Source organism: Candidatus Paceibacterota bacterium, from assembly GCA_035452965.1.
In the GTDB taxonomy this organism is placed as follows: Bacteria; Verrucomicrobiota; Verrucomicrobiia; order Limisphaerales; family UBA8199; genus UBA8199.
Window position 1 is genome coordinate 15,060 of record DAOTCE010000040.1, and the last position, 21,509, is coordinate 36,568.

General features: G+C 63.2%; 18 protein-coding genes. 10 read left to right on the top strand and 8 right to left on the bottom strand.

The window, feature by feature from the left end:
* Nucleotides 1-37: 37 nt before the first annotated feature.
* The 7 genes from thrS to P5205_19855 form a co-directional block, all read right to left on the bottom strand.
* The gene (gene thrS, locus P5205_19825; GenBank protein HSA12616.1) at nucleotides 38-1,882 is read right to left on the bottom strand and encodes a threonine--tRNA ligase; all 1,845 of its coding nucleotides are present in this window, start codon (nucleotides 1,880-1,882) and stop codon (nucleotides 38-40) included.
* 55 nt (nucleotides 1,883-1,937) lie between these two features.
* On the bottom strand, nucleotides 1,938-2,351 hold the full coding sequence (locus P5205_19830; GenBank protein ID HSA12617.1) for a GxxExxY protein: 414 nt from the start codon (nucleotides 2,349-2,351) through the stop codon (nucleotides 1,938-1,940).
* 16 nt (nucleotides 2,352-2,367) lie between these two features.
* Entirely contained in the window at nucleotides 2,368-3,927 is a 1,560-nt protein-coding gene (locus P5205_19835) for a fused MFS/spermidine synthase (GenBank protein HSA12618.1), read from the bottom strand.
* Between the two features lie 93 nt (nucleotides 3,928-4,020).
* Nucleotides 4,021-4,461, bottom strand: a complete 441-nt coding sequence (locus tag P5205_19840; GenBank protein HSA12619.1) for a zf-TFIIB domain-containing protein — start codon at nucleotides 4,459-4,461, stop codon at nucleotides 4,021-4,023.
* A 107-nt stretch (nucleotides 4,462-4,568) separates the two neighbouring features.
* On the bottom strand, nucleotides 4,569-6,197 hold the full coding sequence (locus P5205_19845; GenBank protein ID HSA12620.1) for a D-aminoacylase: 1,629 nt from the start codon (nucleotides 6,195-6,197) through the stop codon (nucleotides 4,569-4,571).
* Nucleotides 6,198-6,211: 14 nt separating this feature from the next.
* Nucleotides 6,212-7,564, bottom strand: a complete 1,353-nt coding sequence (locus P5205_19850) for an amidohydrolase family protein (GenBank protein HSA12621.1) — start codon at nucleotides 7,562-7,564, stop codon at nucleotides 6,212-6,214.
* Between the two features lie 6 nt (nucleotides 7,565-7,570).
* Entirely contained in the window at nucleotides 7,571-10,498 is a 2,928-nt protein-coding gene (locus P5205_19855) for an amidohydrolase family protein (protein HSA12622.1), read from the bottom strand.
* Between the two features lie 187 nt (nucleotides 10,499-10,685).
* Between P5205_19855 and P5205_19860 the strand changes: the two genes are divergently transcribed.
* The 10 genes from P5205_19860 to P5205_19905 all read left to right on the top strand — a co-directional run bounded on the left by P5205_19860 (nucleotide 10,686) and on the right by P5205_19905 (nucleotide 21,069).
* The gene (locus P5205_19860) at nucleotides 10,686-11,141 is read left to right on the top strand and encodes a hypothetical protein (GenBank protein HSA12623.1); all 456 of its coding nucleotides are present in this window, start codon (nucleotides 10,686-10,688) and stop codon (nucleotides 11,139-11,141) included.
* Between the two features lie 425 nt (nucleotides 11,142-11,566).
* Nucleotides 11,567-11,947 (top strand): Hsp20/alpha crystallin family protein, encoded by a 381-nt coding sequence (locus P5205_19865; GenBank protein ID HSA12624.1) that lies wholly within the window; start codon nucleotides 11,567-11,569, stop codon nucleotides 11,945-11,947.
* Between the two features lie 57 nt (nucleotides 11,948-12,004).
* Nucleotides 12,005-14,401 (top strand): endopeptidase La, encoded by a 2,397-nt coding sequence (gene lon / locus P5205_19870; GenBank protein ID HSA12625.1) that lies wholly within the window; start codon nucleotides 12,005-12,007, stop codon nucleotides 14,399-14,401.
* Nucleotides 14,402-14,445: 44 nt separating this feature from the next.
* Entirely contained in the window at nucleotides 14,446-15,243 is a 798-nt protein-coding gene (locus P5205_19875) for an outer membrane lipoprotein-sorting protein (protein HSA12626.1), read from the top strand.
* A 72-nt stretch (nucleotides 15,244-15,315) separates the two neighbouring features.
* Entirely contained in the window at nucleotides 15,316-15,888 is a 573-nt protein-coding gene (locus P5205_19880) for an RNA polymerase sigma factor (protein HSA12627.1), read from the top strand.
* 6 nt (nucleotides 15,889-15,894) lie between these two features.
* Complete coding sequence (locus P5205_19885; protein ID HSA12628.1) at nucleotides 15,895-16,122, top strand: hypothetical protein; 228 nt, start codon at nucleotides 15,895-15,897, stop codon at nucleotides 16,120-16,122.
* A gap of 12 nt (nucleotides 16,123-16,134) precedes the next feature.
* Entirely contained in the window at nucleotides 16,135-17,682 is a 1,548-nt protein-coding gene (locus tag P5205_19890) for an AAA family ATPase (GenBank protein ID HSA12629.1), read from the top strand.
* Between the two features lie 273 nt (nucleotides 17,683-17,955).
* Nucleotides 17,956-18,732, top strand: a complete 777-nt coding sequence (locus tag P5205_19895) for a tetratricopeptide repeat protein (protein ID HSA12630.1) — start codon at nucleotides 17,956-17,958, stop codon at nucleotides 18,730-18,732.
* Nucleotides 18,729-19,790, top strand: a complete 1,062-nt coding sequence (locus P5205_19900) for a PilT/PilU family type 4a pilus ATPase (protein HSA12631.1) — start codon at nucleotides 18,729-18,731, stop codon at nucleotides 19,788-19,790. The genes P5205_19895 and P5205_19900 overlap by 4 nt, the downstream gene beginning before the upstream one ends.
* 58 nt (nucleotides 19,791-19,848) lie before the next feature.
* Entirely contained in the window at nucleotides 19,849-21,069 is a 1,221-nt protein-coding gene (locus tag P5205_19905) for a hypothetical protein (GenBank protein HSA12632.1), read from the top strand.
* On the opposite strand, the gene P5205_19910 is transcribed toward P5205_19905, so the two are convergent.
* Nucleotides 21,055-21,453: a DUF3568 family protein gene (locus P5205_19910; protein ID HSA12633.1), complete on the bottom strand. Its 399-nt coding sequence runs from the start codon at nucleotides 21,451-21,453 to the stop codon at nucleotides 21,055-21,057. The two genes, P5205_19905 and P5205_19910, sit on opposite strands and share 15 nt — an antisense overlap.
* Nucleotides 21,454-21,509 lie beyond the last annotated feature (56 nt).

The following is a 21,509-nucleotide window of genomic DNA, read 5'->3' on the forward strand; positions in this document are numbered from 1 at the left end:
TGCCGTTCTTCGAGGCAGGCGAGACGCCTGCCCTACTCTAACTCCGCCGCTCGCGGATGGCCGCGAGGATGTCTGCGACGACTTCTGCCTTTGGCCTGGCGCCGAGGCTGCCCTTGCCGTGGACGCGGACGCTGACGGCGTTGGCGGCCATATCGCGCGGGCCGATGACCAGCATGGTGTGGACCTTGGCCAGCTCGGCTTGCTGGATCTTGCCGTTGATCTTGTCGTTGGAGTAGTCGCCCTCGGCGCGGACCAGGTTGGCGCGCAGTTCCCGCACGAGGGCTTTGGCGTAGGCGACCAGCGGCTCCTCCTCGCCGATAGTCAGGATGCGTACCTGCTCGGGCGCGAGCCACAGCGGGAAGTTGCCGGCGTAATGCTCGATGAGGAAGCCGATGAACCGCTCATGAGTGCCCAGCGGGGCGCGGTGGATGCAGAGCGGGGTTTTCTCGGTGTTGTCCTTGTCCCGGTACACCAGGCCGAACTTGCGCGGGACGGCGAAGTCCACCTGGTTGGTCGCCAGGGTGAACTCGCGGCCAATGACGCTCCAGACCTGCACGTCAATTTTCGGCCCGTAGAAGGCGGCTTCGTTGGCCACCTCGAGGTAATTGATGCCGGAGTCCTTCAAGACCTGACGAACCATGTCCTCGGTTTGCTTCCACAGCGCGGGTTCGTTGACATATTTCTTCCCCATGCCTTCGGGCGCGGAAGTGCTGAAGCGCATGACATACTTTTCGATGCCGAAGATCTTGAAGTATTTGAGGTACATCTCGTTCACGGCGTTGAACTCCTCCGCAAACTTCTCCGGCTGGCAGTAGATGTGCGAGTCGTTCATGTTGAGCGAGCGCACGCGCATGAGGCCGAACAGCTCGCCGGACTGCTCGTAGCGGTAACAGGTGCCGTATTCGGCCAGGCGCAAGGGCAGGTCGCGGTAGCTGCGCGGCTCCGCTGCAAAGATGCGGTGGTGGTGCGGGCAGTTCATGGCCTTCAGATAATACTTCTCCGCCGCCGGCGCGTCTGTGCTCTCCTTGAGCTCCATGGGCGGATACATCGAGTCGGCGTAGAGCAGCGGCAGGTGCCCGGAGGTTAGATACATCTTCTCCTTGGCAATGTGCGGTGTCTTGACCCGCACGTAGCCGGCCTGGAACTCGGTTTCCTTGGCCAGCTTCTCCAGTTCTTCGACGATTGCGCCGCCCTTGGGCAGCCAGAGGGGCAAGCCGGGGCCGGTGAACTCGGCGTCAATGGTGTAGAGGCCCATCTCGGCGCCGATCTTGCGGTGGTCGCGGCGCTTGGCCTCCTCGACCATCTTGAAGTACTCCTCAAGCTGGGTCTTGTTCTTGAAGGCGGTGCCGTAGATGCGCTGGAGCTGCGGGTTCTTCTCGTCACCCTTGTAGTAAGCGCTGGCCACGGTGGTGAGCTTGAAGGCGCCGATGTTGCCGGTGCGCATCACGTGCGGGCCGGCGCACAGGTCAATGAAGTCGCCGGTCTTGTAGTAGCTGATGGGCTCGCCGTCGGGGATTTCAGCGAGGTTGCCGAGCTTAAACTTGCTCGGGTTGCCCGGCCGCTCGCTCAGCCCGCCCAGCCGGCCGCTCTCCGAATCCTTGATCGCCTGCTCGCGGGAGACGACGACCTTCTCAAAGAGGTGGTTGGCCTTGACCTCCTTCTTCATCTCGGCCTCGATGGCGGGGAAATCCTCCGGCGTGATGCGGTGCTGGAGCTCCACGTCGTAGTAGAAGCCGTTCTCGACGGCGGGGCCGGCGGCGAACTGGGCATCGGGCCACAGCCGCAGGATGGCCGTGGCCATCACGTGGGCGCAGGAGTGGCGCAGCCGTTCCAGGTCGGTCATCTTATTGCGGTCGTCGAGCGTTTTCCGATCGTCTTGCATAGGGATAAATTAACCACAGATGGACACAGATGAACACAGATACTTGCAGGGGTGTTCAGAGGACGATGCGCTCCCATTCGAGGCGCGGGTGCTTGAAGTTCAAGATCAGTCCCACCCTGAGCTTTGTGATGCGCAGGTAATTGAGCATCTGGCCACGCTCGGCGTCGGTGATCCGGTCAATGACCTTGGTATCCACGATGACTTGGTCGTAGGCAATCAGGTCGGGGACGAAAAGCCCCACGCGCTCTTGCTTGTAGAGCACCTCGAACTGGCGTTGCTGGGTGAAGCCGATGCCCCGCAAGCGGAACTCGACCACCAGGGCATTTTCGTAGCATTTCTCATTCAGCCCGTGCCCCAGCGCGTTCAGCACTTCAAACGCGCACCCAATGATCGTGTGAGTCTCCTGCTTGAGCAGAAACTCCATGTTGTTCGCTCGCTGTAAGTCCGGTTGTTTCTGATCTGTGTTCATCTGTGTCCATCTGTGGTTACATCTCCTTCGCTGCCAGAGCCAGCTTGCGGCGGAAGTCTTCGCGGTTGCGGGCGTCGTAGAATTCGGCGGGGTTGAAGTCGTCGGTGAGGACGCGGCCGCGCTCGGGCGACGGATCCACCAGGCTGGCATAGGTGGCTTCCGCCTCGCGCAGGACATAGGGATGCACGTTTGACAGGTCGGGCGCATGAACAAGAGCCAGATCAGAACGGTTGCCGGCGACGAAGAAGATGGCGCCGTCCCCCGTGGCGTGCGCCCGCACGGAGGGAAACACGGCTTTCAGGGTGTTGTTCAGAGAGGCGGCGAAGAAGTCGCGGCCGGCTTCCAGGCTGCCAAAGCTGTTGATGACGAGCGTCCCGCCGGGGCGCAGCACGCGCCGGATGGCGGCGAAGGCCTGCCGCGTGAACAGGTGCGAGGGGGACGAGTCGCCCAGGAAGGCGTCGAGGATGACGGTGTCATAGTGTTTGCGGCAGCGGTTCAGGAAGTGGCGCCCGTCGTCGAGCGTCAGGTGGATTTGGTTGGTTTGGAGGTCGAAGAAGCGCACCGCCACCGGCACGACGGCGGGGTTGATTTCCACCACGTCCACGCGCGCGCCCTGGCGGGCGAACTCCATCGGCACGATGCCAACGCCCAGGCCGATGCAGAGGGCGTCGGCGATGTTGGTGGTGTAGGCTCGCGCCAGGCCCGACAGGGCGTAGGTGAAATGGGAGACGCTCAGCTTTCGTTCCGGGTCGTAGGTATTCTGGACGAGACTGTCGTTGAGGTACAAGCGGTAGTTGGCCCCGCGGGCGTCCACCACCTGGAGCAGGCCGAAGTGCGAGTTGCCCCGGAACAGCTCGGTCGCATGGGCGTAGCTGTGCGCCGGCGCAAGGTAACCCCGCCCGCCGATCGCCAAACCGAGACCCAGGAGCAGGATTACCGCCGCCGCTCCCACGCGGCGGGCGAAGAGGAAGTAGCCCGCGCAAACCAGCATCAGTGCCAGCGCGGTGAAGTACATCGTCAGCGAGTTGGGCAGCAGCGGAATCAGGAGGTAGCCGATGAGCAGCGTGCCGCCCAGGCTCCCCAGGGTGCCGATGGAGGTAAGCCGGCCAACGTTGCCGCCCACGCCGGCGACCGACGAAGTAATGACGCGCACCAGATAGGGGCCAGTCATCGCCAGCAGCGCCAACGGGACAAAGAACAGGATCGCCGACGCCAGCAGGGAACCGACGGCGAGGTTGAAATCGAGCCCCCAATAAGCGACGGGCTCGCAGAGGCGCACCGTCAGGACCAGGTAGATCGCCGCGCCCAGGATGGCCCAGTAAAGCCGCGCCAGGCGCTGCGACCGGTCGGCCAGCCGCCCGCCCGCATAATAGCCGCTGGCCAGCGCCACGAGCGTTACCGCGATCTGCGCCGTCCAAACGAAATGCGAGAGCCCGACAAATGGCGAGAGCATCTTGGCGCCCAGAATCTCCACGATCATGATCGCCGCGCCCGTGACCGCCGCGGTGAAGTACAGATAGCGGCGCAAGGGGCGCGAGAGGGCGGGCTCGAGCGCGGGGGCAGCTTTCTTTTTCACGGCCGAGGTTTTACGCGACGCCGAGGGCGGGGGCAATGCTTAATGCCCGCACGGCCAGGTATTGGCAACCGCTGGCCTTGTCAGCGGCCTGGCTCAGGGCGTCCGCTCCTCGGTGTGCAAGCGGTAGAGGTAGCGAATGACCTCGATCGAAACGGTTGACTGCCCGGCGTGGCTCGCGTGCACGGCACGGCTCTTCTCCTTGCGGATGAGGGCGAGTTCGCCCGCGTCGAGCCAGTAGCCGCCGCAGTTGGGACAGTGATCTACCTGGACACGGCGTTTGGCGCTGAAGAAATGGCGGTGGAGCTTCACGTCCTCGCAGCGGGGACATTCGCGCTTGCGGGCCGGGTCCGGGACCACGCCCGGAGCGCGCGGGACGTTGAGCAAAGGCTCTCCGGCGGCCTCACTTTCCTGATCCACCTTCTGCAGCTCGAAGGCGTCAAACCAAATGCCACCACAACCGCCCTGGCAGGCATCAACCGCGAGCTTGCCTACATGCAGCTCAATTAACTCATTGAAGCAGGCTGGACATTTCATAGCGTGATATTCCCACACAGTATTTCGCACACCGCCCTCCGATGCTCAAGCGGCTATCGCCCCGGCACACGGGCCGGCCCAACGCAATCGGCAACGGGCGATTATGCTCAAAGTGGGGATTTTCCCCAACCCGGACCGCGGACGACCAGGCCGGGTTTGGCGCCGGTGTGCTCGCTGTCCTTGAGGACCTGGACGCCGTTGACGAATACGTCGCGCACGCCGGTGGCAAATTGCTGCGGCTGCTCGAAAGTAGCATGGTCCTGAATCGCGGCTGGGTCGAAGATAACAATGTCGGCGAAGCAACCGGGCGAGAGTGACCCGCGGTGGTCCAGCTTGAGGTTGGCGGCGGGCAGGGCGCTCAGGCGATGAATGGCAGCTTCGAGGGGGATCAGTTTTTCGTCGCGGACATACTTGCCGAGCAGCCGGGCGACGTTGCCGTAGGCGCGCGGATGCGGGTTGGACAGGAGGAAGACCCCCTCGGGCGCGAATGAGCCTTCGTCCGAGCCGAAGCTCACCCAGGGCAGCTTGAGCTGCCGGCGCACATTGTCCTCGGACATGATGAAGTAGATGGCATCCACGCGGCCTTTGTCTTCGGCGACGAGGTCCATGGCGGCTTCTTCGGGCGAGGTGCCGCGCATAGTTGCGACCTCGGCCAGCGTCTTGCCGGTGAAGGGCTTGAGCTTGTCAGTCTTGAAGCCGGCGAGGATGATCTTGTCCGGGGAGCCCGCGGCCACGAAGAAGTTTTCCCAGTCGTCCGCGGGGGCGGCCATTTCGAGTTTCAGCCGCTGGCGCGTGGCGGGGTCCCGGAGGCGTTTGACCCATTCCTCCGACCCGCCTTCCTGAACCCAGGGCGGCATCGAGGCGTCCAAACCCGTGCCGGCGGCGGTGTAGTTGTACATGTCCGCGGTGATGGCGAGCCCTTCCGCGCGGGCGGCTTCGATTTTCTGGATCAGTGCGCCGAGCTTGTGCCAGTTGTGCTGGCCGGCGACTTTGAGGTGATAGATTTCGGCTGGGATATGGGCCTCCCGGGCGATGCGGATCAGCTCGTCGGCGGCTTCGAGCAGTTGGGTGCTCTCGCTGCGAAGGTGGGAGATGTAGAGGCCGTTGAATTCCGCGGCGACCTGGCACAGGGCGATCAGCTCTTCGGTGCTCGCGTAACAGGCCGGGGCGTAGATCAGGGAGGAGGAAACCCCCAACGCACCTTCGGCCATTGCCTCGCGGACCAGTTGCCGCATGCGCCCCATTTCCTCCGGGGTGGGCGGCCGGTCGGTGTAGCCGATTTCGTGCACGCGCACCGTGGTAGCCCCGACGAAGGAAGCTACATTGCAGGAGATGCCACGCTTTACGAGATGCTCCAGGTATTCGCCCAGGGTAGTCCATTCGATGTCGTACTTTATGTCCCCCTGTCGCTCGCGAAGCTGCCGCTTCATCGTGCTGGTGAGCGGTCCCATGGATGAGCCTTCCCCGAGCACTTCCAGCGTGACACCCTGACGGATGTCGCTCTGGGAACGGCCATCTTCAATGAGCGAGCGGTTGGCCCAACTGAGCATGTTAATGAACCCCGGGGCGACGGCCAGGCCCTGGGCGTCCAGCTCGGCGCGGGCGCGGGTGTTGGGAAGCGGGCCGATGGCCGCGATGGTCCGGCCTTTGACCGCCAGGTCGCCCGCGAATGGCGGCCCGCCGCTGCCGTCGTAGATCGTGCCGTTGCGGATGATCAGGTCGTATTCTACGCTCATGGCCGGGCTTGGCTTTACTTGGGCCGCGGGCGGTTTTTGTGTTTCTCGTAGAGCCGGGTGTGGCGGCTTTCGAGGCTGACTTCCTTGCCCGCAACCCACAGGCGTTTCACGTGGCTCCGGATGTCGAGGATGTCGCCGTCGGCGGCGAACAGGGTTGCGTCCTTGCCGGTTTCGAGAGAGCCGAGGCGATCGGCGACGCCGGCAAGTTGGGCAGGGTAAAGTGTCAGCCCTTTGAGAGCTTCGGCCTCAGGCAGACCGAAGGCGACGGCCTGAGCCGCGGAGTAGGGGAGATTTCGGATGAGCGCGGCGTCGAAGCTGTCCGAGCCGAGGCTGAAGGCGACTTGCACGCCAGCCTGGTGTAAGACGGTGGGCGCCCGGAAATGAACGTCATACGAGTCGGTGCCCCGGGCCGGCTGGGTAAAGGTGTGTTCATAGACCACGGGGACTTTCCTGGCGGCCAGAAGTTCGGCGGCCATCCAGGCATCGCGGCCGCCGGCCAGGATGATCTTGTGTTGGTTGGTGTCGGCCCATTGAACGGCTGCCCGGATTTGGCGGATCTCGTCGGCATGAATGGCGATGGGGAGTTCACCGCGCACGAACGGGACCATGGCTTCCCAGGCGGGAATCGTTTCCGGGGCCGGGGCCTGGCCTTTGGCCGCCGCCTCTTTCGCTTTGGCATAGGCCTTCGCTTCTTCGAAGAAGTCCCCGATGGCCCGCAGGCGCTCGCTGCGCTCTTTGGCCTGATCCTCGAGGGACTTCCACCTGGCCTTATCCTGCGCCTTGTCCTTCGGCGTGGTGTTCAGCTCCATAGCCGGCCAGAACAGGTGGAGCGCGATAGGCTTCCTGATCACCATCTGCTCGGTGGTCCAGCCGGCGACGGCGAGCAGCGCGGACTGGCCGGAGATGATGTGGCCGTGTGGCACGGGCTCGAAGCAGGCAATGCCGTTGGCGCGGGTGACCGGGATGAGTTCCGAGTCGGGATTGACCGCGATCCATGATTCGACGTCGGGTGTGAAGTCGTCGCCCACCTCGGTCGTGTCCTGGGTGGAGCGTACCCCGCTGATTTCTGTCAGGCCAAGAACGGCGTTTAACGCGATGATCCCCGGGTAAAGGTGGTGGCCGGGGAGGTCAATGGGGCCCGCCCCGTCGGCGGATACAGTTTTTCCGACGGCAGCGATCTTGCCGTTGCGGATGAGGACCTGGCCCGGGCGAAAAGTCTCACCCGAAATGGTGTGCACGGTGGCGCCGGTGAGGAGCAGCGTTTCCGCGGCGGCGTTCAGGGAGGCGGCTGAAATAGCGCCCGCCAGGAGCAAAAGATGAAACGCTGGCGCAATTGAGATCTGACTATGGGAATTGGCACGTCGCATATGAGATTATTCCTCCTGCAGGCAACGGCGGTCGTCGCCGTCGTATTGGTGCTCAAGGGCAACGCGGAAGAATGAGTTGCCGCCATCATCACCGGTCCCGCCACTGCGGTCCCCGCTCCCGGACAGCTTCGCGATTTGCCTTGCCTTGGCGAGCAGCGCGGCGCGTTCCGCCTTGAGGCTGGCGGCGCGCTCGGCATTGAGCGAGCGGTCGAAGTATTTCCTCCCTTCAATCCAGGTTTGGAGGCAGACGGTGCGGGAATCGAGGGGCGACCTCGACCAAATCGCAACGTCCGCGTCTTTGCCCGGCTCCAGCGAACCGACGCGCGAGTCAATTCGAAGCTGGCGGGCAGGGTTGATCGTCACAAACTTGAGCGCGTCGATTTCGCTCGTACCGCCATACTTGACCGCTTTCGCGGCCTCCGTGTAGAGCCGGCGGGCGAGGTCGGACGAGTCCGAACTGAACGAGACGAGCGCGCCGCGGTCGTGCGTCAGGCTGCCGTTGTAGGGAATCGCGTCGTAGACCTCGAATTTGTAGGCCCACCAATCGGAGAACGTGGAGGTGGCCGCGCCATGTTGGGCAATCTCATCAGCCACTTTGTAGCTTTCGAGGCCATGCTCGAAGCTGCCGATCTTGACGCCAAAACTCTCCATCAGCCGGATGAGCATGAGCATCTCGTCCTGGCGATAGGCGTGACAATAAATCCAGCGCCGGCCCTGGAGGACTTCGCCAAGGGCTTCCAGTTCGAGGTCGCGCCTTGGGGCCGCGGTGGGTTGACGTGAGGCTTTTTCCACGCTGGCCAGGTAATCGCGGGCGGCGGTGAAGCGGTTGGCGATGAAGGTGCGCACTCCCATGCGGGTTTGAGGGAATCGCTTCACGTATTTGTCGCCCCAGTTGGCCTGTTTGACGTTTTCGCCCAGGGCAAACTTGATGCCGGGCGGGGCCGCCTCGAAAACAAGGCCATCCGGGCCGGCGCCGTCCCGCAGCTTGATCACGCAGCTCTGGCCGCCGATGGGATTGGCTGAGCCGTGAAACAAGTTCACGGTGGTAACACCGCCGGCCAGTTGCTGATGAAGATTGTCCGTATCGGAATTCACCACATCGCTGATGCGGACCATGGCCGAGGAGGGGAGCGTTGATTCATTCACCGCGCCGAGAACCGCCGTGTGGCTGTGGGCGTCAATGAGGCCCGGAGTGACGTGAAGGCCGCGGCCATCAATTGTGAGCAGCGGGCCGTCGTTATCTGCTCGGGTCGAGAGGCCCCGACCGACCGCTTTGACCTTGCCGCCGGCGAGCAAGACATCGGCGTCTTCCAGACGTCCATCCGGCCCACTGGTCCACACTGTCGCATGCTCGATCAGAACCGCCTTGGGTTCCGCGAGCGGCCCGCGCCCGGCCAGCGGCGAGCGTGCCACCCGGGCCTGCTGCAGCTCCCGCAGTTGCTGTTGCTTCCTCTCGGTAGCCTTCGGCGCTGGTTTCTGCCCGTTGGTTGTCTCCGGCCCGGCTTTGGCCGTTCTGGATTCCTCCCCCGGGACACGGTGAAATCTGCCGTCAATCCAAACCTCGCGAACCTTTGCCTCGGGGTCGAAGTAGCTGCCGCCCTGGATCACGGTCAGGTTGGCCAGCTTGCCGGGCTCGATCGTGCCAAGCTGGCCTTCGACGCCACACAACCTGGCGGGCACGGTGGTCAGGGCGGCCAGGGCGTTGGTTTCACTGAGGCCGCGGTTCAGGGCCATCCGCAGGTTCTGGCGGAACTTCTTGGGGTCGCTGAGTCCATATGTGGTCAGCGCCACTTCCAGCCCCTGCTGGCTCAGCAACGCCGGATTCCCGGGCGCCCAATCCCACGCGCGCAGCTGATCGAGCGTGACTTGCTCCCAATCGCCCTCGTCGGGCAGTTTCGGCAGGGCCGGGTAGTCCAGCGGCACGATGAACGCCGCGCCAGTGGCTTTGGCGAGATCGGGCCGTCGCCACTCCTGTCCGCTGGACAAAAGGCAGTAGTTGAGGTCAAGCTCGCGAGCAACTCGGGCGGCGCGATCCACCATCAAGGCACTACCGGGCTCGAAGACAACGCGCATCTGCCGCTCAGCGGCGGGGGCAAGGGCCTCGAGCGATGGATTGAACTCGGGACGCTTGCGGCCTTGCGGATGTTGCTGGTAGCCCTTCCGACTAAACGCGTAATGGCGGGCATCAAAGATACTCTGCCGTACTGCGGCGATCGCGCCCATGAGCGACGCAGGGAACGGGTTCTCGTCGCGGGAATGGGTTTCAAAGGCGATGTGCTGGAAGACGTCGGGCTTGATGACGCTTTGGTTGGGATTCTCCTCGGACAGCGCAACCAGGGCGCTGGTGCCGCGAACTATTCCCCTGGCCGGGGCAATAACACAGGCGGTGAAACCCAAGGCGCGCAATGGCGCCAGGGCCTTGTCCCTGGGCGAATAGTCCCGCACGGCCCGGCGTTCGGGTGTGATTCGGGCCACCGCGTAGCCGGGGCCTGGATTGCCCAAATCCGTTTGGCCGCCCGGCACCCCGTAATACTTGAGGCCGCCGGCGGTAAGACTGGCCGCGGAAACGGGCTCAACGAACGAGGTGGCAACCGGCGGATTGCTGGCGGCGAGCACAACGTATGGGTCAATGAAGCCGGCGTAAATCGTCGTGCCTTGCATGTCCCAGATGCGCGCGTCGGCTGGCGGTGCCACCTCCTTGCCCACTGCGCCGATGAAACCGTCGCGAATTAAGATGGTGCCGCCCTCCAGAACCTCCCCCGGCTTCGAAATAACTTTGCCGCCGACCAAGGCATGGACGCCGAGCGGCAAAGGGCGGAAGCCGGGTGGAAGGAGATCACTGGCGGCCAGCGAGCTGACCCATAGACTGGACAGAAACACCCAGGGAAGAACTGCCTGGAGCATCAAGTGCGACGATCGAAATGACGTGCTCATCTGCGGGCGGGAGTATGGAAACAGCCCGCACGAATGACAAGGCTGGCGGACAGGCGGGCTGAGAACGTGGACAGGGCGCCGGGCCGAGAACGGGACGCGGCCCCGCCCAAGACCGAGGCCTTCCAGTGAAATCTAGTTTGACATAGACTGATTATGAGTATAAGTATTCTTATAAGCGCACATTGCCATGCAAACGACCGTCTCAGACCCCCGAGTATGGGGGCGGTGGAGAGAGGCCAAGCGGCTGGCGCTGTTGGCGACCTTTGAAGATTCGGCTACGGGCACGCGGATCAAGGAGTTTTGCCAGGACCTGTCGCGAAGGCTTGGCCAGCACTGCCAGATTGTCGAGCATGTTTGGCCGTTCAGCATGCTCCGGCTGCGCGAATTGCGGGAAATTGCCGCGGAGGAAGCCGCCACCGTGGACCTGATCGTCATGGCAGTGCATAACGCCGAGAGCCTGCCTGACGAAGTGAAGGGCTGGATGGACCTCTGGTCGCGGCCATCGGCGATTCGCAAGCCAGTGCTCCTGGTCCTGCTGGATTCCGTGCTGGAAGAAGCCCCAGGACCAATTGAGATTTATCTGCAGGACCTGGCCAACCGGGGCGGGATGGAATTTCTGGCGGAATCGCGAGCTGAATCCTAGCCGCGCAAGCCGCAGCCGGGGAGGTCCGATTGGGGGGGTGTGCAGATATTGCCGGGCGCAGCGCAAGAAACATGGAGATTCCCCGTCGAATCATTTGTTGCACGCGTACGGTTTGAGGTTATGTTCACCACATGGATTGGCAGCAGTTGGTGTCGCTGGTTGTCGTTGCTTCCGCAACGGTCCTGTTGGGCGGGAGCAGACTTCGGCGGCGCAAGTTCAGTTTTGAGCGGGATACGCATTGCGGTTGTGCCTCTGTTCGGGAGTCTTCCCCCCAAAGTTCCATAGTGTTTCGCGCGCGCAAAGGGGCGCGTCCCGAGGTGCTGGTAAAGATGAGGTGAGAACGCTCTTGTGCCCGCGCCAGGGTTGAGATATAAGGTCTTACGCTGAACATGGCCATGTGCAAAGTCAGTTCTTCGGTACATTTCGTGACCCGCTCTGTGGCGGGCAACCTGGTGGAATCGCCGGGGGCGCACTGGGTGCCAAATACGGATGTGTATGAGACAGACAGCGGGTTGGTGGTGAAGGTGGAGTTGGCGGGCATGCGCAGCGAGCATCTCGAAATCACCGTGGAAGGGAGACGGATGCGGATTGCGGGCAACCGTCCGGATGGGTGCCGGGCCGCGAAGTGCAGCTTTTTGGTAATGGAGATTAATTACGGTCCGTTCGAGAGTTTGCTGGAGTTGCCGGCGGCTTATGACTTGAGCCAGGCCAAAGCGGCATACCTGAACGGTTTTTTGCGGATTGATGTGCCGTTGGTTCAACGGCATGCGAAGAACACCAAGGTTCTCGTTGCCGACGGGAATTAAGCCCCCCGCTGAATTTTTTGGAGGGTGGCGGCATCTAAAGTGCTAGACGGCGTGACCATGACCTCGCCCGATACCGAATTCATCAGCATTCTGGGAGCTTCCGGGGGCCCGGAGGCGCCCGCGCGCGTTTCTTCCAGCTCCTTGCCGGAAGTGCTGCCGGTTTTGGGCTTGTCGGACATTGTCATTTTCCCGGGGATGGTGGCGCCGCTGCTGGTGGAGACGGCTCAGAGCACCAAGCTGATTGACGATGTCGTGGGCGGGAACCGCCTGCTGGGAGTCGCCTTGCAGCGCAACGCGGAGGCCGAGAATCCCCTGCCGCACGAAATGCACGACGTGGGATGCGCGGCGCGGGTGTTGAAGATGCTCAAGTTTCCGGACAACACGGTGCGCGTGCTGGTGGAGGGGCTTTGGCGCATCAAGCTCAAGGAGTACCCAACCACCGAGCCGTACTTGTGCGCGAAGTTCACGCTGCTCAAGGACTTGAAAGAAGACTCGATGGAACTGACGGCGATGATGCGCAACGCGCAGGGCCAGTTCCAGGAGATCATAAAGCTGTCCCCAGCCTTGTCCGAGCAGATCAAGATCGCAGCGCTCAACACGGATGATCCAAGCCACTTCGCGGACCTGGTCGCAGTCAACCTCAACCTGAGCCTGGAAGAACGGCAGAAGCTGCTCGAGACCAGCTCGGTCAAAGACCGGCTGACACGGCTGCTACCGATGCTGAACCGCGAGCATGAGGTGCTGACGCTCAGCTCGAAGATTCAGAGCGAGGTGGCCACTTCGATCTCCAAGACGCAGCGCGATTTCTTCCTGCGGGAGCAGATGCGGGCGATCCAGCGCGAGCTGGGCGAGTCCGATCCCAACGCGAGCGAAATCCGCCTGCTGCGGGAACGCATCGAGCATACCCCGCTGCCGGACGAGGCGAAGCACGTGGCCACGCAGGAATTGGATCGGCTCCAGCAAATGCCGCCGGCGGCCGCGGAGTACGGCGTCAGCCGCCATTACCTGGATTGGATTCTCAGCCTGCCTTGGATGAAGGAGACGGAAGACAAGCTCGACCTGGCGGAGGCGGAGCGAATCCTCAATGCGCAGCATTTCGGGCTGAAGAAGGTCAAAGACCGGCTGCTGGAATTTCTAGCGGTGATCAAGCGCCGCAAGCAGATCAAGGGGCCCATTCTATGCCTGGTGGGGCCGCCCGGTGTGGGCAAGACCTCCCTGGGCCGGAGCGTGGCGGACGCCCTGGGGCGGAAGTTCGCGCGCATTTCGCTGGGCGGGATGCGGGATGAAGCCGAGATCCGCGGCCATCGGCGCACCTACGTTGGATCGCTGCCCGGGCGGATCATTCAGACGTTGAAGCGAGTGGACAGCCGTAATCCGGTCATCATGCTGGATGAGCTGGACAAGGTGGGCGCGGATTTCCGAGGCGACCCGGCGGCGGCGTTGCTGGAGGTGCTGGACCCGGCGCAGAACAACACCTTTACCGATCACTACCTGGATTTGCCGTTCGACCTGTCGCGCGTCTTGTTTCTTACGACCGCCAACTGGCTGGAACCGGTGCACCCGGCGCTGCGGGATCGGCTGGAGGTGATCGAGCTTCCCAGCTACACGGAGTCCGAGAAGCTGCAGATTGCCAAACGTTACCTCGTGCCGCGCCAGATGGAGGAACACGGCTTGACCAAGAAGGATGTGAGGATCCCGGACGCCACCTTGCGGCGCGTCATCCATGACTACACGCGCGAGGCAGGGGTGCGGCAGTTGGAACGGGAGATTGCGGCGCTGACGCGCAAAGCCACGCGCCGCATTGTCAGCAACGGCCATGCCGCCAAGCCGCTGGTCATGGCGCCGGAGGCGCTTAGGGACTACCTGGGCGCGGCGAAATTCGCCAGCGAGACGGCGGAAGCGATCAAGGAATTCGGGATTGCCACCGGCTTGGCCTGGACGCCGGTGGGCGGTGAGATTCTGTTTATCGAGGCGACGCGGATGCCGGGCAAGGGCAACCTGTTGCTCACCGGGTCGCTGGGAGAAGTGATGAAGGAGAGCGCGCAGACAGCGGTGAGCTATTTGCGCAGCCAGGCGAAGTCGCTCGGGGTTGACCTGGCAAACTACGCCAATTACGACCTGCACATCCACGTGCCCGCGGGGGCTACCCCCAAGGACGGACCTAGCGCCGGGGTGACGGTCGTGGCGGCGATGGCATCGCTTTTGACGCGGCGGCGGGTGCGGTCGGACGTGGCGATGACCGGAGAGATCAGCTTGCGCGGGCGGGTGATGCGGGTGGGCGGTATCAAGGAAAAGGTGCTTGCGGCGGCGCGCTTCGGCCTCAAGCAAGTGATCCTGCCGGAGCAGAACCGGGCGGATTGGAGTGAAGTGCCGGAGGAAGTCCGCCGCAAGATGACGGTGCATTTCATTCGGCACATTTCCGAGCTCCTGCCACTGGCCTTGCGCGATAAATGAGGCGGCCTCACGATCACGCAGCCCCCGACGGCAGCCGGCGCCCTATGGGTTCCGGAAATTGCGTGCTGCTGCTCCGATCCTGCCTGCTGCTGGCAATCTGTGCGTCGGCCTCGCTTGGCCAAAGGCATTCCGATTCCCGCCCCGCTCAGTTGGATCCGGCCCGCGGCGACCAGGAGGGGCGGGCGTTGGTGGCCGAGTTACTGGCCCAAACGCCCGAGCGGAGCGTTACCAACACCGGCTCAGTGCGAATCCGCGACGCCGCGGGCAAGCAACGGGAAATCCCTGCGCGTTTCGAGGTCTTTGCGACGCCAACCAACTGGGTGAGCGTATATGAGACTCTGCCTTCACCGGACGTGTCGGGCGGAATCCGGCTGACGGTAATTCACGCGGGTCAGCAGCCCAACCGGTACGAGCTGTTCGAGCCAACGGCCGCCGGCAGCGCTGGTGCTGTCGCCAGAAAGTTGGCTCCGCATGAGACCATGATTCCCTTCGCCGGCTCGGATTTCTGGGTGGCCGACCTGGGCCTCGAGTTTTTGCACTGGCCGCACCAGCGTGTGCTGAGGTACGAAATGCGCCACAGCAAGTCCTGCAAGGTTCTGGAGAGCATCAACCCACAGCCCGCGCCGGACGGCTATGCGCGGGTGGTGTCGTGGATCATGACCGAGAGCCCGCACGGGATCGTTCATGCGGACGCGTATGACGCCCAGGGAGCACTGCTCAAGCGATTCGATCCCAAGAACCTGGAGAAAGTTCAGGGGGAGTATCAGGTTGAGGAGATGGAAATTCGGAATCGGAAGACCGGGTCCCAGACATGGATCAAGTTTAACCTGGGGCGGGATTGAGGGCAGCCCTTGCTGGCTACCCCCGGCCACTATTCCCCGTGACAACCGCAGTGGGGTGCTGTCTAATGACCTGTGAACAGTTGCGTGAGCGAGCCGCTGGCAGAACGTGCGCGTCCGGACGAGCCGCAGGCCGGGCTGGGATCGCCGGAATTCGCGGAACTGTACACCGAGCACAGCCGCCCCATCTACTACTTGTGCCTGCGCCTGCTCGGCGATCCGGACAAAGCTGAGGACGCCACCCACGACGTGTTTCTCAGAGCCTTCCGCAAGCTGGGCCAGTTCCGCGGGGAATCCTCCTGGCGCACCTGGCTTTACCGGATTGCGATCAATCATTGCCGCAATCTCCAGGCCACGTGGCACGAGCGGCACATGCTGAGCAACGCCGACGAGGCTGTTTGGGAAACCACACCCGCCCAAACTGATTCCCCCCTGCGGGTGTTGGAAACCAGGGAGTTGGGCGAACGCATTCAGGAGACGCTGGATGGGCTGCCCACGGAATATCGGCTTCTGCTGCTGCTGGTGGCCGACGAACAATTGAGCTATGAACAGGTTGGCGCGCTTACCGATCAGTCCGCCGACGCGGTGCGCGGCAAGCTGCATCGCGCCCGCAAGGCTTTTACCGTCCTGTTCCGGCAAACCGAGTAAGGTCGAATGATGAAACGCCAGTCCAAACTCACTTCACAGGAACAGCTTGCGGCCCAGCAGCAGCAGAAGGAGTCGTCATCCGCGCAAGAGTTCGGCAGCGTCGAAGAAATGCTGCGGCACGACGCGCTGCACACGCCGGTGCCGCCGGCCATCGCCCGCCGCCTGGAAGAATCCGCCCGCGACCTGCCCCCTCCCTCGGGTCGCGCCTGGTGGCGCCGCTTTTTCGGCGGGTAAGCGTTTTTTGCTATGAACTTCCAGACCGAGATTGAGACCCTCATCCGCGCCCGTTACCCGATCCTCTATATCATCACCAGTGAGGAGATGCGGGTGCAGAAGATCCTGCTGGAGATAGCCGCGCGGCGGAAGAAGAAGGTGTTTGAGTGGACTTGCAGCACCGGGATCGTGCCCGCGGGCGCCTCCATCCAGTCCCAGAAAGGCCGCATTTCTGCCACCAAAGAGCCGTTGGTTGCCCTGGACCTGGTGATTGATCAGGTCGAGCCCGCCATCTTCCTGTTCAAGGACTTTCATCCATTTCTCGCCCCCAAGGAGTTTGCCGTTATTCGCCGCCTTAAAGACCTCGCGCTGCACCTCAAGAACAGCCGCAAGACCATCGTGCTCATCTCGCCGGTCATGCAGATCCCGGCGGAACTCGACAAGGAGATCACGGTGGTGGTCGTCCCCCAGCCGGGCAAAGAAGAGCTGGCGGAGCAACTGGACCAGGCCATCGAGGACTTGCGGGCATCGCAGCAAGTGGAGGTGGACCTGGATGGAGCAAGCCGCGAACGGCTGCTGCAGGCGGCGTTGGGCCTGACGCTGGGCGAAGCGGAAAACGTGTTTGCCAAGATCATCGTCAAGAACCAGCGGCTGAGCGGGGACGCCGTCAGCGAAGTCATCGCTGAGAAGCAGCAGATCATCCGCAAAAGCGGGCTGCTGGAGTATTACGAGGCCGAAGAGGACTTCAGCAGCGTGGGCGGTCTGGGCGTGTTGAAGGACTGGGTGAACAAGCGGGCGGTGGCGTTCACGGCCGAGGCGCAGGCGTTCGGCCTGCCGGCCCCCAAGGGAGTGTTGCTCCTCGGCGTGCAAGGTTGCGGCAAGAGCCTGTGCGCCAAGGCGGTCTCACGCCTCTGGCAACTGCCGCTGCTGCGCTTCGACATGGGCCGCATGTTCGGCAGCCTGGTCGGCTCGTCGGAGGAGAACGTTCGCCGGGCCATCGCCGTCGCGGAATCCATCGCCCCCGCGGTGCTTTGGGTGGACGAGATTGACAAGGCGTTCAGCGGTTCCCAAAGCTCGGCGGTGGTGGATGGCGGCACCACGGCGCGGGTCTTTGGCACGTTTCTGACCTGGCTTTCGGAGAAGAGCGCGCCGGTGTTCGTGGTGGCCACTGCCAACGATGTTTCCCAACTGCCGCCCGAACTGCTGCGCAAAGGACGGCTGGATGAGATCTTCTACGTAGACCTGCCGCAACGCGACGAGCGGACCGAGATCTTCCGCATCCACCTGGCCAAGCGCAATCGCAACCCCGACGACTTCGATCTCCGGGCGCTCGCGGCGGCCAGTCGGGAGTTCAGCGGCGCCGAGATTGAAGAGGCGATTATCAGCGCGCTCTACGATGCGTTCTATGCGCAGCAGGAACTGGCCACCGCGCACGTGCTGGCCGCCCTCGGCCAAACGGTGCCCCTGGCCAAAACGATGGCCGAGAAGATCGCTGCCCAGCGCAGTTGGGCCGTCGGGCGCGCCCGCAACGCCAGCGCGGCGGACCTCGCCCCGGGCGTGCCGGAGCCGCTACCGCAATAGCAGCCGCTGGAGCGGATCACGGAATTGTCGAGCGCGGACGCCCCTCCTGACCGTGACCAAGCTGCCGGAGTTCCCTTCGTCGCAGCAGGAGCCGCGCGTTCAGGAGCGGGCCATCCTGGCGTCTGCCCCGAACCACATCGGGAGTATAATTGCGGCGATGGCAAAGGCCTACCCCGCGGTGATGCCCGCGAGAGAAAGCGAATGGAATGGAAAATGATTGGTCAAGTGGTTGGCTGTTTGTTAGAAACGTTCGCGAGCAAGGGCAGTTCCGGTATGAGCCGATTTGTTAATCTCGAATTGGGCGGCGAGTCCGATGACCAGTCGCGGCAGCAAAAGGCGCTGGTCAAGGACGAGGCTCACTATCGCGCCGAGGCGCAGGCGGCGTTCGAGAACGGGGAATTTGAGCTAGCGCTGCGGCTGTATGGGAAGGTGCTGGAGTTCAATCCCCACAATGCCGCGGCGTGGGGCGGGCAGGTGCGGATGCTCATCGAGTTGGGCCAGTACCGCGAGGCTGGGCTTTGGGCCGACAAGGCCCTGGAACGGTTTCCCCGGGACGCGGAATTGCTCGCGGCCAAAGGCGTGGCGCTGGGCCGCAGCGGTGATTTGCAAGGGGCGCTGGCGTTTTCGGATTCGGCGGTCGAAGAGCACGGCGACACCCCCTACGTGTGGCTGGCGCGGGGAGACGTGTTGCTGGCGTGCAGGGAGTCGCGGGCGGATTACTGTTTCCAGAAGGCCCTGCAGGCGGCGCCGCGGGATTGGTTCGTGGCCTGGCTGGGGGCGCGGATTCGCAGCTTCTACAGACAATTTGCGCTGGCGCTCAAGCTGTTGCAGCAGGCCGTGGAACTCAATGCCACTCATTTTCTGGTGTGGCTGGAGATGGGCCGCTGCCAGCAGGCGCTCGGGCTGGCAGGTCCGGCCCGGCACTCCTTCGAGCAGGCGCGGCAACTCAATCCAATCTGTCACGAGGCACGACTGGCCTTAACCAGCCTCGCCGCCATGGGCGTTGGGCCCCGCTTGCGTGGCTGGTGGCGGCGTTTATTCAACCAATGAGCACGGCAAACCTGGACCGGCTGTTTGCGGCAGCCAGCGAATTCGACGCGTCGGACCTCCACCTCGTGGCGGGGGTGCCGCCTGCTTTCCGCGTCAACGGGGAGATCATCCTCGCCGAAGAGGACGCGCTGACGGAGCAGGACGTGACGGAGATCGCCTGGGGCTTGCTCAACGAGCAGCAGCGAAGGAAGTTCGACGACGAATGGGAGCTGTGCATTTCGTTGCTGCATCGCGCCGCCGGGCGGGTGCGCGCCACGTTCTATCGGCGCAACGGACATCCCGAACTGAGCTTCCGCTTCTGCGGCGATCGCATCGCCACGCGCGAGGAGTTGGGGCTGCCCGAGAAGATCGACGACCTGGCGCGCAAGTCGAACGGGCTGGTCCTGGTCACCGGCCCCACAGGCGCCGGCAAGACGACGACGCTCAATTACATGGTGGACCTGATCAACAGCGAACGCCGGTGCAAGATCGTCACCATCGAGGACCCGATCGAGTTCGTGCACGAGAACAAGCGAGCCATTGTCGTGCAGCAGGAGGTGCTCAGCGACGTGCGCTCCTTCAACCGGGCGCTGATCCACGTGCTGCGGCAGGACCCGGACGTGCTGGTGGTCGGCGAGATGCGGGATTACGAGGCGATCTCGACGGCGCTGACCGCGGCCGAGACCGGACACCTGGTGCTGGCGACGATGCACTCGCCCAACGTCTCCCACGCGCTGGAGCGAATCGTGGGCGTGTTCGAGGGCAGCGCCCAGCGGCAGATCATCCTTCAACTGTCCAACGCCTTGCAGGGCATTATCGCGCAGGAGTTGCTGCCGGCTGCCGACCGCACACGGCGGGTGCTCGCCTACGAGCTGATCGTGGCCAACGGCGCCGTGCGAAACCTGATCCGGGAGAGCCAGATCCACCAGTTGGAGAACACCATCCAGACCGGGCGCAAGGAGGGCATGACGCTGATGGACAACTGCCTCTACGACCTCTATTGCAAGTGCCTGATTACCTACGACACGGCCGTCAGCCGCGCCCGGCACCCCGATTGCATCATTCCGAAGCAGAATTGAGGCATTTTCCGCCAATTCGCGCATGCGGTTTGGCGCTGGGGCTTGTCCAAACCGGATAATGGGCGCTCATACCTTCAAGTCCGCGTTCGATCTCATCGCTCTGGTGCTCGCCGCCGGCGCGCTCGGGTGGTTCCTGTTCCGGTGCCTCAAGCGCAGCGAAGACCCGGCGCGGCTCGTCTTCAAGTGGGTCCTGACGGCGCTGGTGGTGGCGTTCATTATCAAGGTGGTAGGGCCAATGGCCGCGGCAGGCGGGTTGCAGGCCATCCTCTTCCTTCCATTGGCGGGGATGTGTGCGGTCGCGTTGATCATCATGTGGCGGCACAGCATTGCGGGCCTGATCGCCAAGCCATTTTCCAGCCTCTATGATGGCGGCGCCGTGGAACCGATCCCGCGGCCCGCGTATTCCATCGCCCAGTCCCTCCAGAAGAAGGGCAAATACCTGGAGGCCGTCCTGGAGATTCACAAGCAGCTCGAACGTTTCCCCACCGATGTCGAAGGCCAACTGCTGCTGGCGCAGATCCACGCGGAAGATCTGAAGGATATGCCTGCGGCGGAACTGACCATCCAGCGCTTTTGCGACCAGCCCGGCCACGCGCCGCAAAATGTCGCCTTTGCCCTCTACTCGCTGGCGGATTGGCACCTCCAGATCACCCAGGATCGCGAGGGGGCCCGGCGGGACCTCGAGAAGATCATCGCGCTGTTTCCGCAATCAGAATTCGCCCTGGGCGCGGCCCACCGCATTGCCCATTTGGGCAGCACCGAAATGCTGCTTGCGCCGCACGACCGCAGGAAGTTCACCGTGACCGAAGGGGTGCGTAATCTGGGTCTGGTGCCCGACGGAGAACAGCCGCAGCCGACGGAGCCGGACCCTGGGAAGGTGGCCGCCGAGTGCGTCAAGCACCTGGAGCAGCACCCGCTCGACACCGAGGCGCGGGAGACGCTGGCGGTCATCTACGCCGACCATTACGCGCGGCTCGATCTGGCCGCCGGCGAATTGGAACAGATGATTGGGCAGCCCAACCAGCCGGGCAAGCGCGTCGTGCACTGGCTCAACTTGCTGGCGGACCTGCAGATCCGTAATGGGGCCGGACTGGAAGCGGTTCGGCAGACCCTCCAGCGCATCGTGGATCGCGACCCGAACGCCGCCGCCGCCGAGATCGCCCGCAACCGGATCGCTCGGCTCAAGCTGGAAATGAAGCCAAAAGAAAAGAGCCAAGCCATTAAGCTCGGCTCTTACGAACAGAATATCGGCCTGAAGCGAGGCTTACCGCGACGCTAGCTCAATCGCGATTTGCTTCTGGAGTTCCTGCGTGAGGTTCAGATCCGTGCCCCCGCTCTTGGAGCGCACCTGAACCTTGACCGAGGTGACTTTCGAATCTACCGCCTCGACTCGCACCCAGACTTTTCGGGCGTTCACCTTGCCTTCGATGGCCCTCACCGAATTTGTGCCGGGGCTGATAACGGTTTCCCGCTCGACCGCGCCATTGCGCTTCATCACGTCGACCGCGGCGTTATATACCTGGTCTACCGACCGTTCATAACGGCTCTCGAATTTGTCTTTTCCGGGGGACAACGCGAACGCATGCCGGTCGTTCACTGTCTTCACGCAGCCCCCCACCAACACGAGCGCCCCGAGCAGAACTAGAGAGATCTTTGTTTTCATTACTGCTATGCAACCACATTCCCCCCAACCGTCAAGTCCGGATTTGGTTTTTCGCG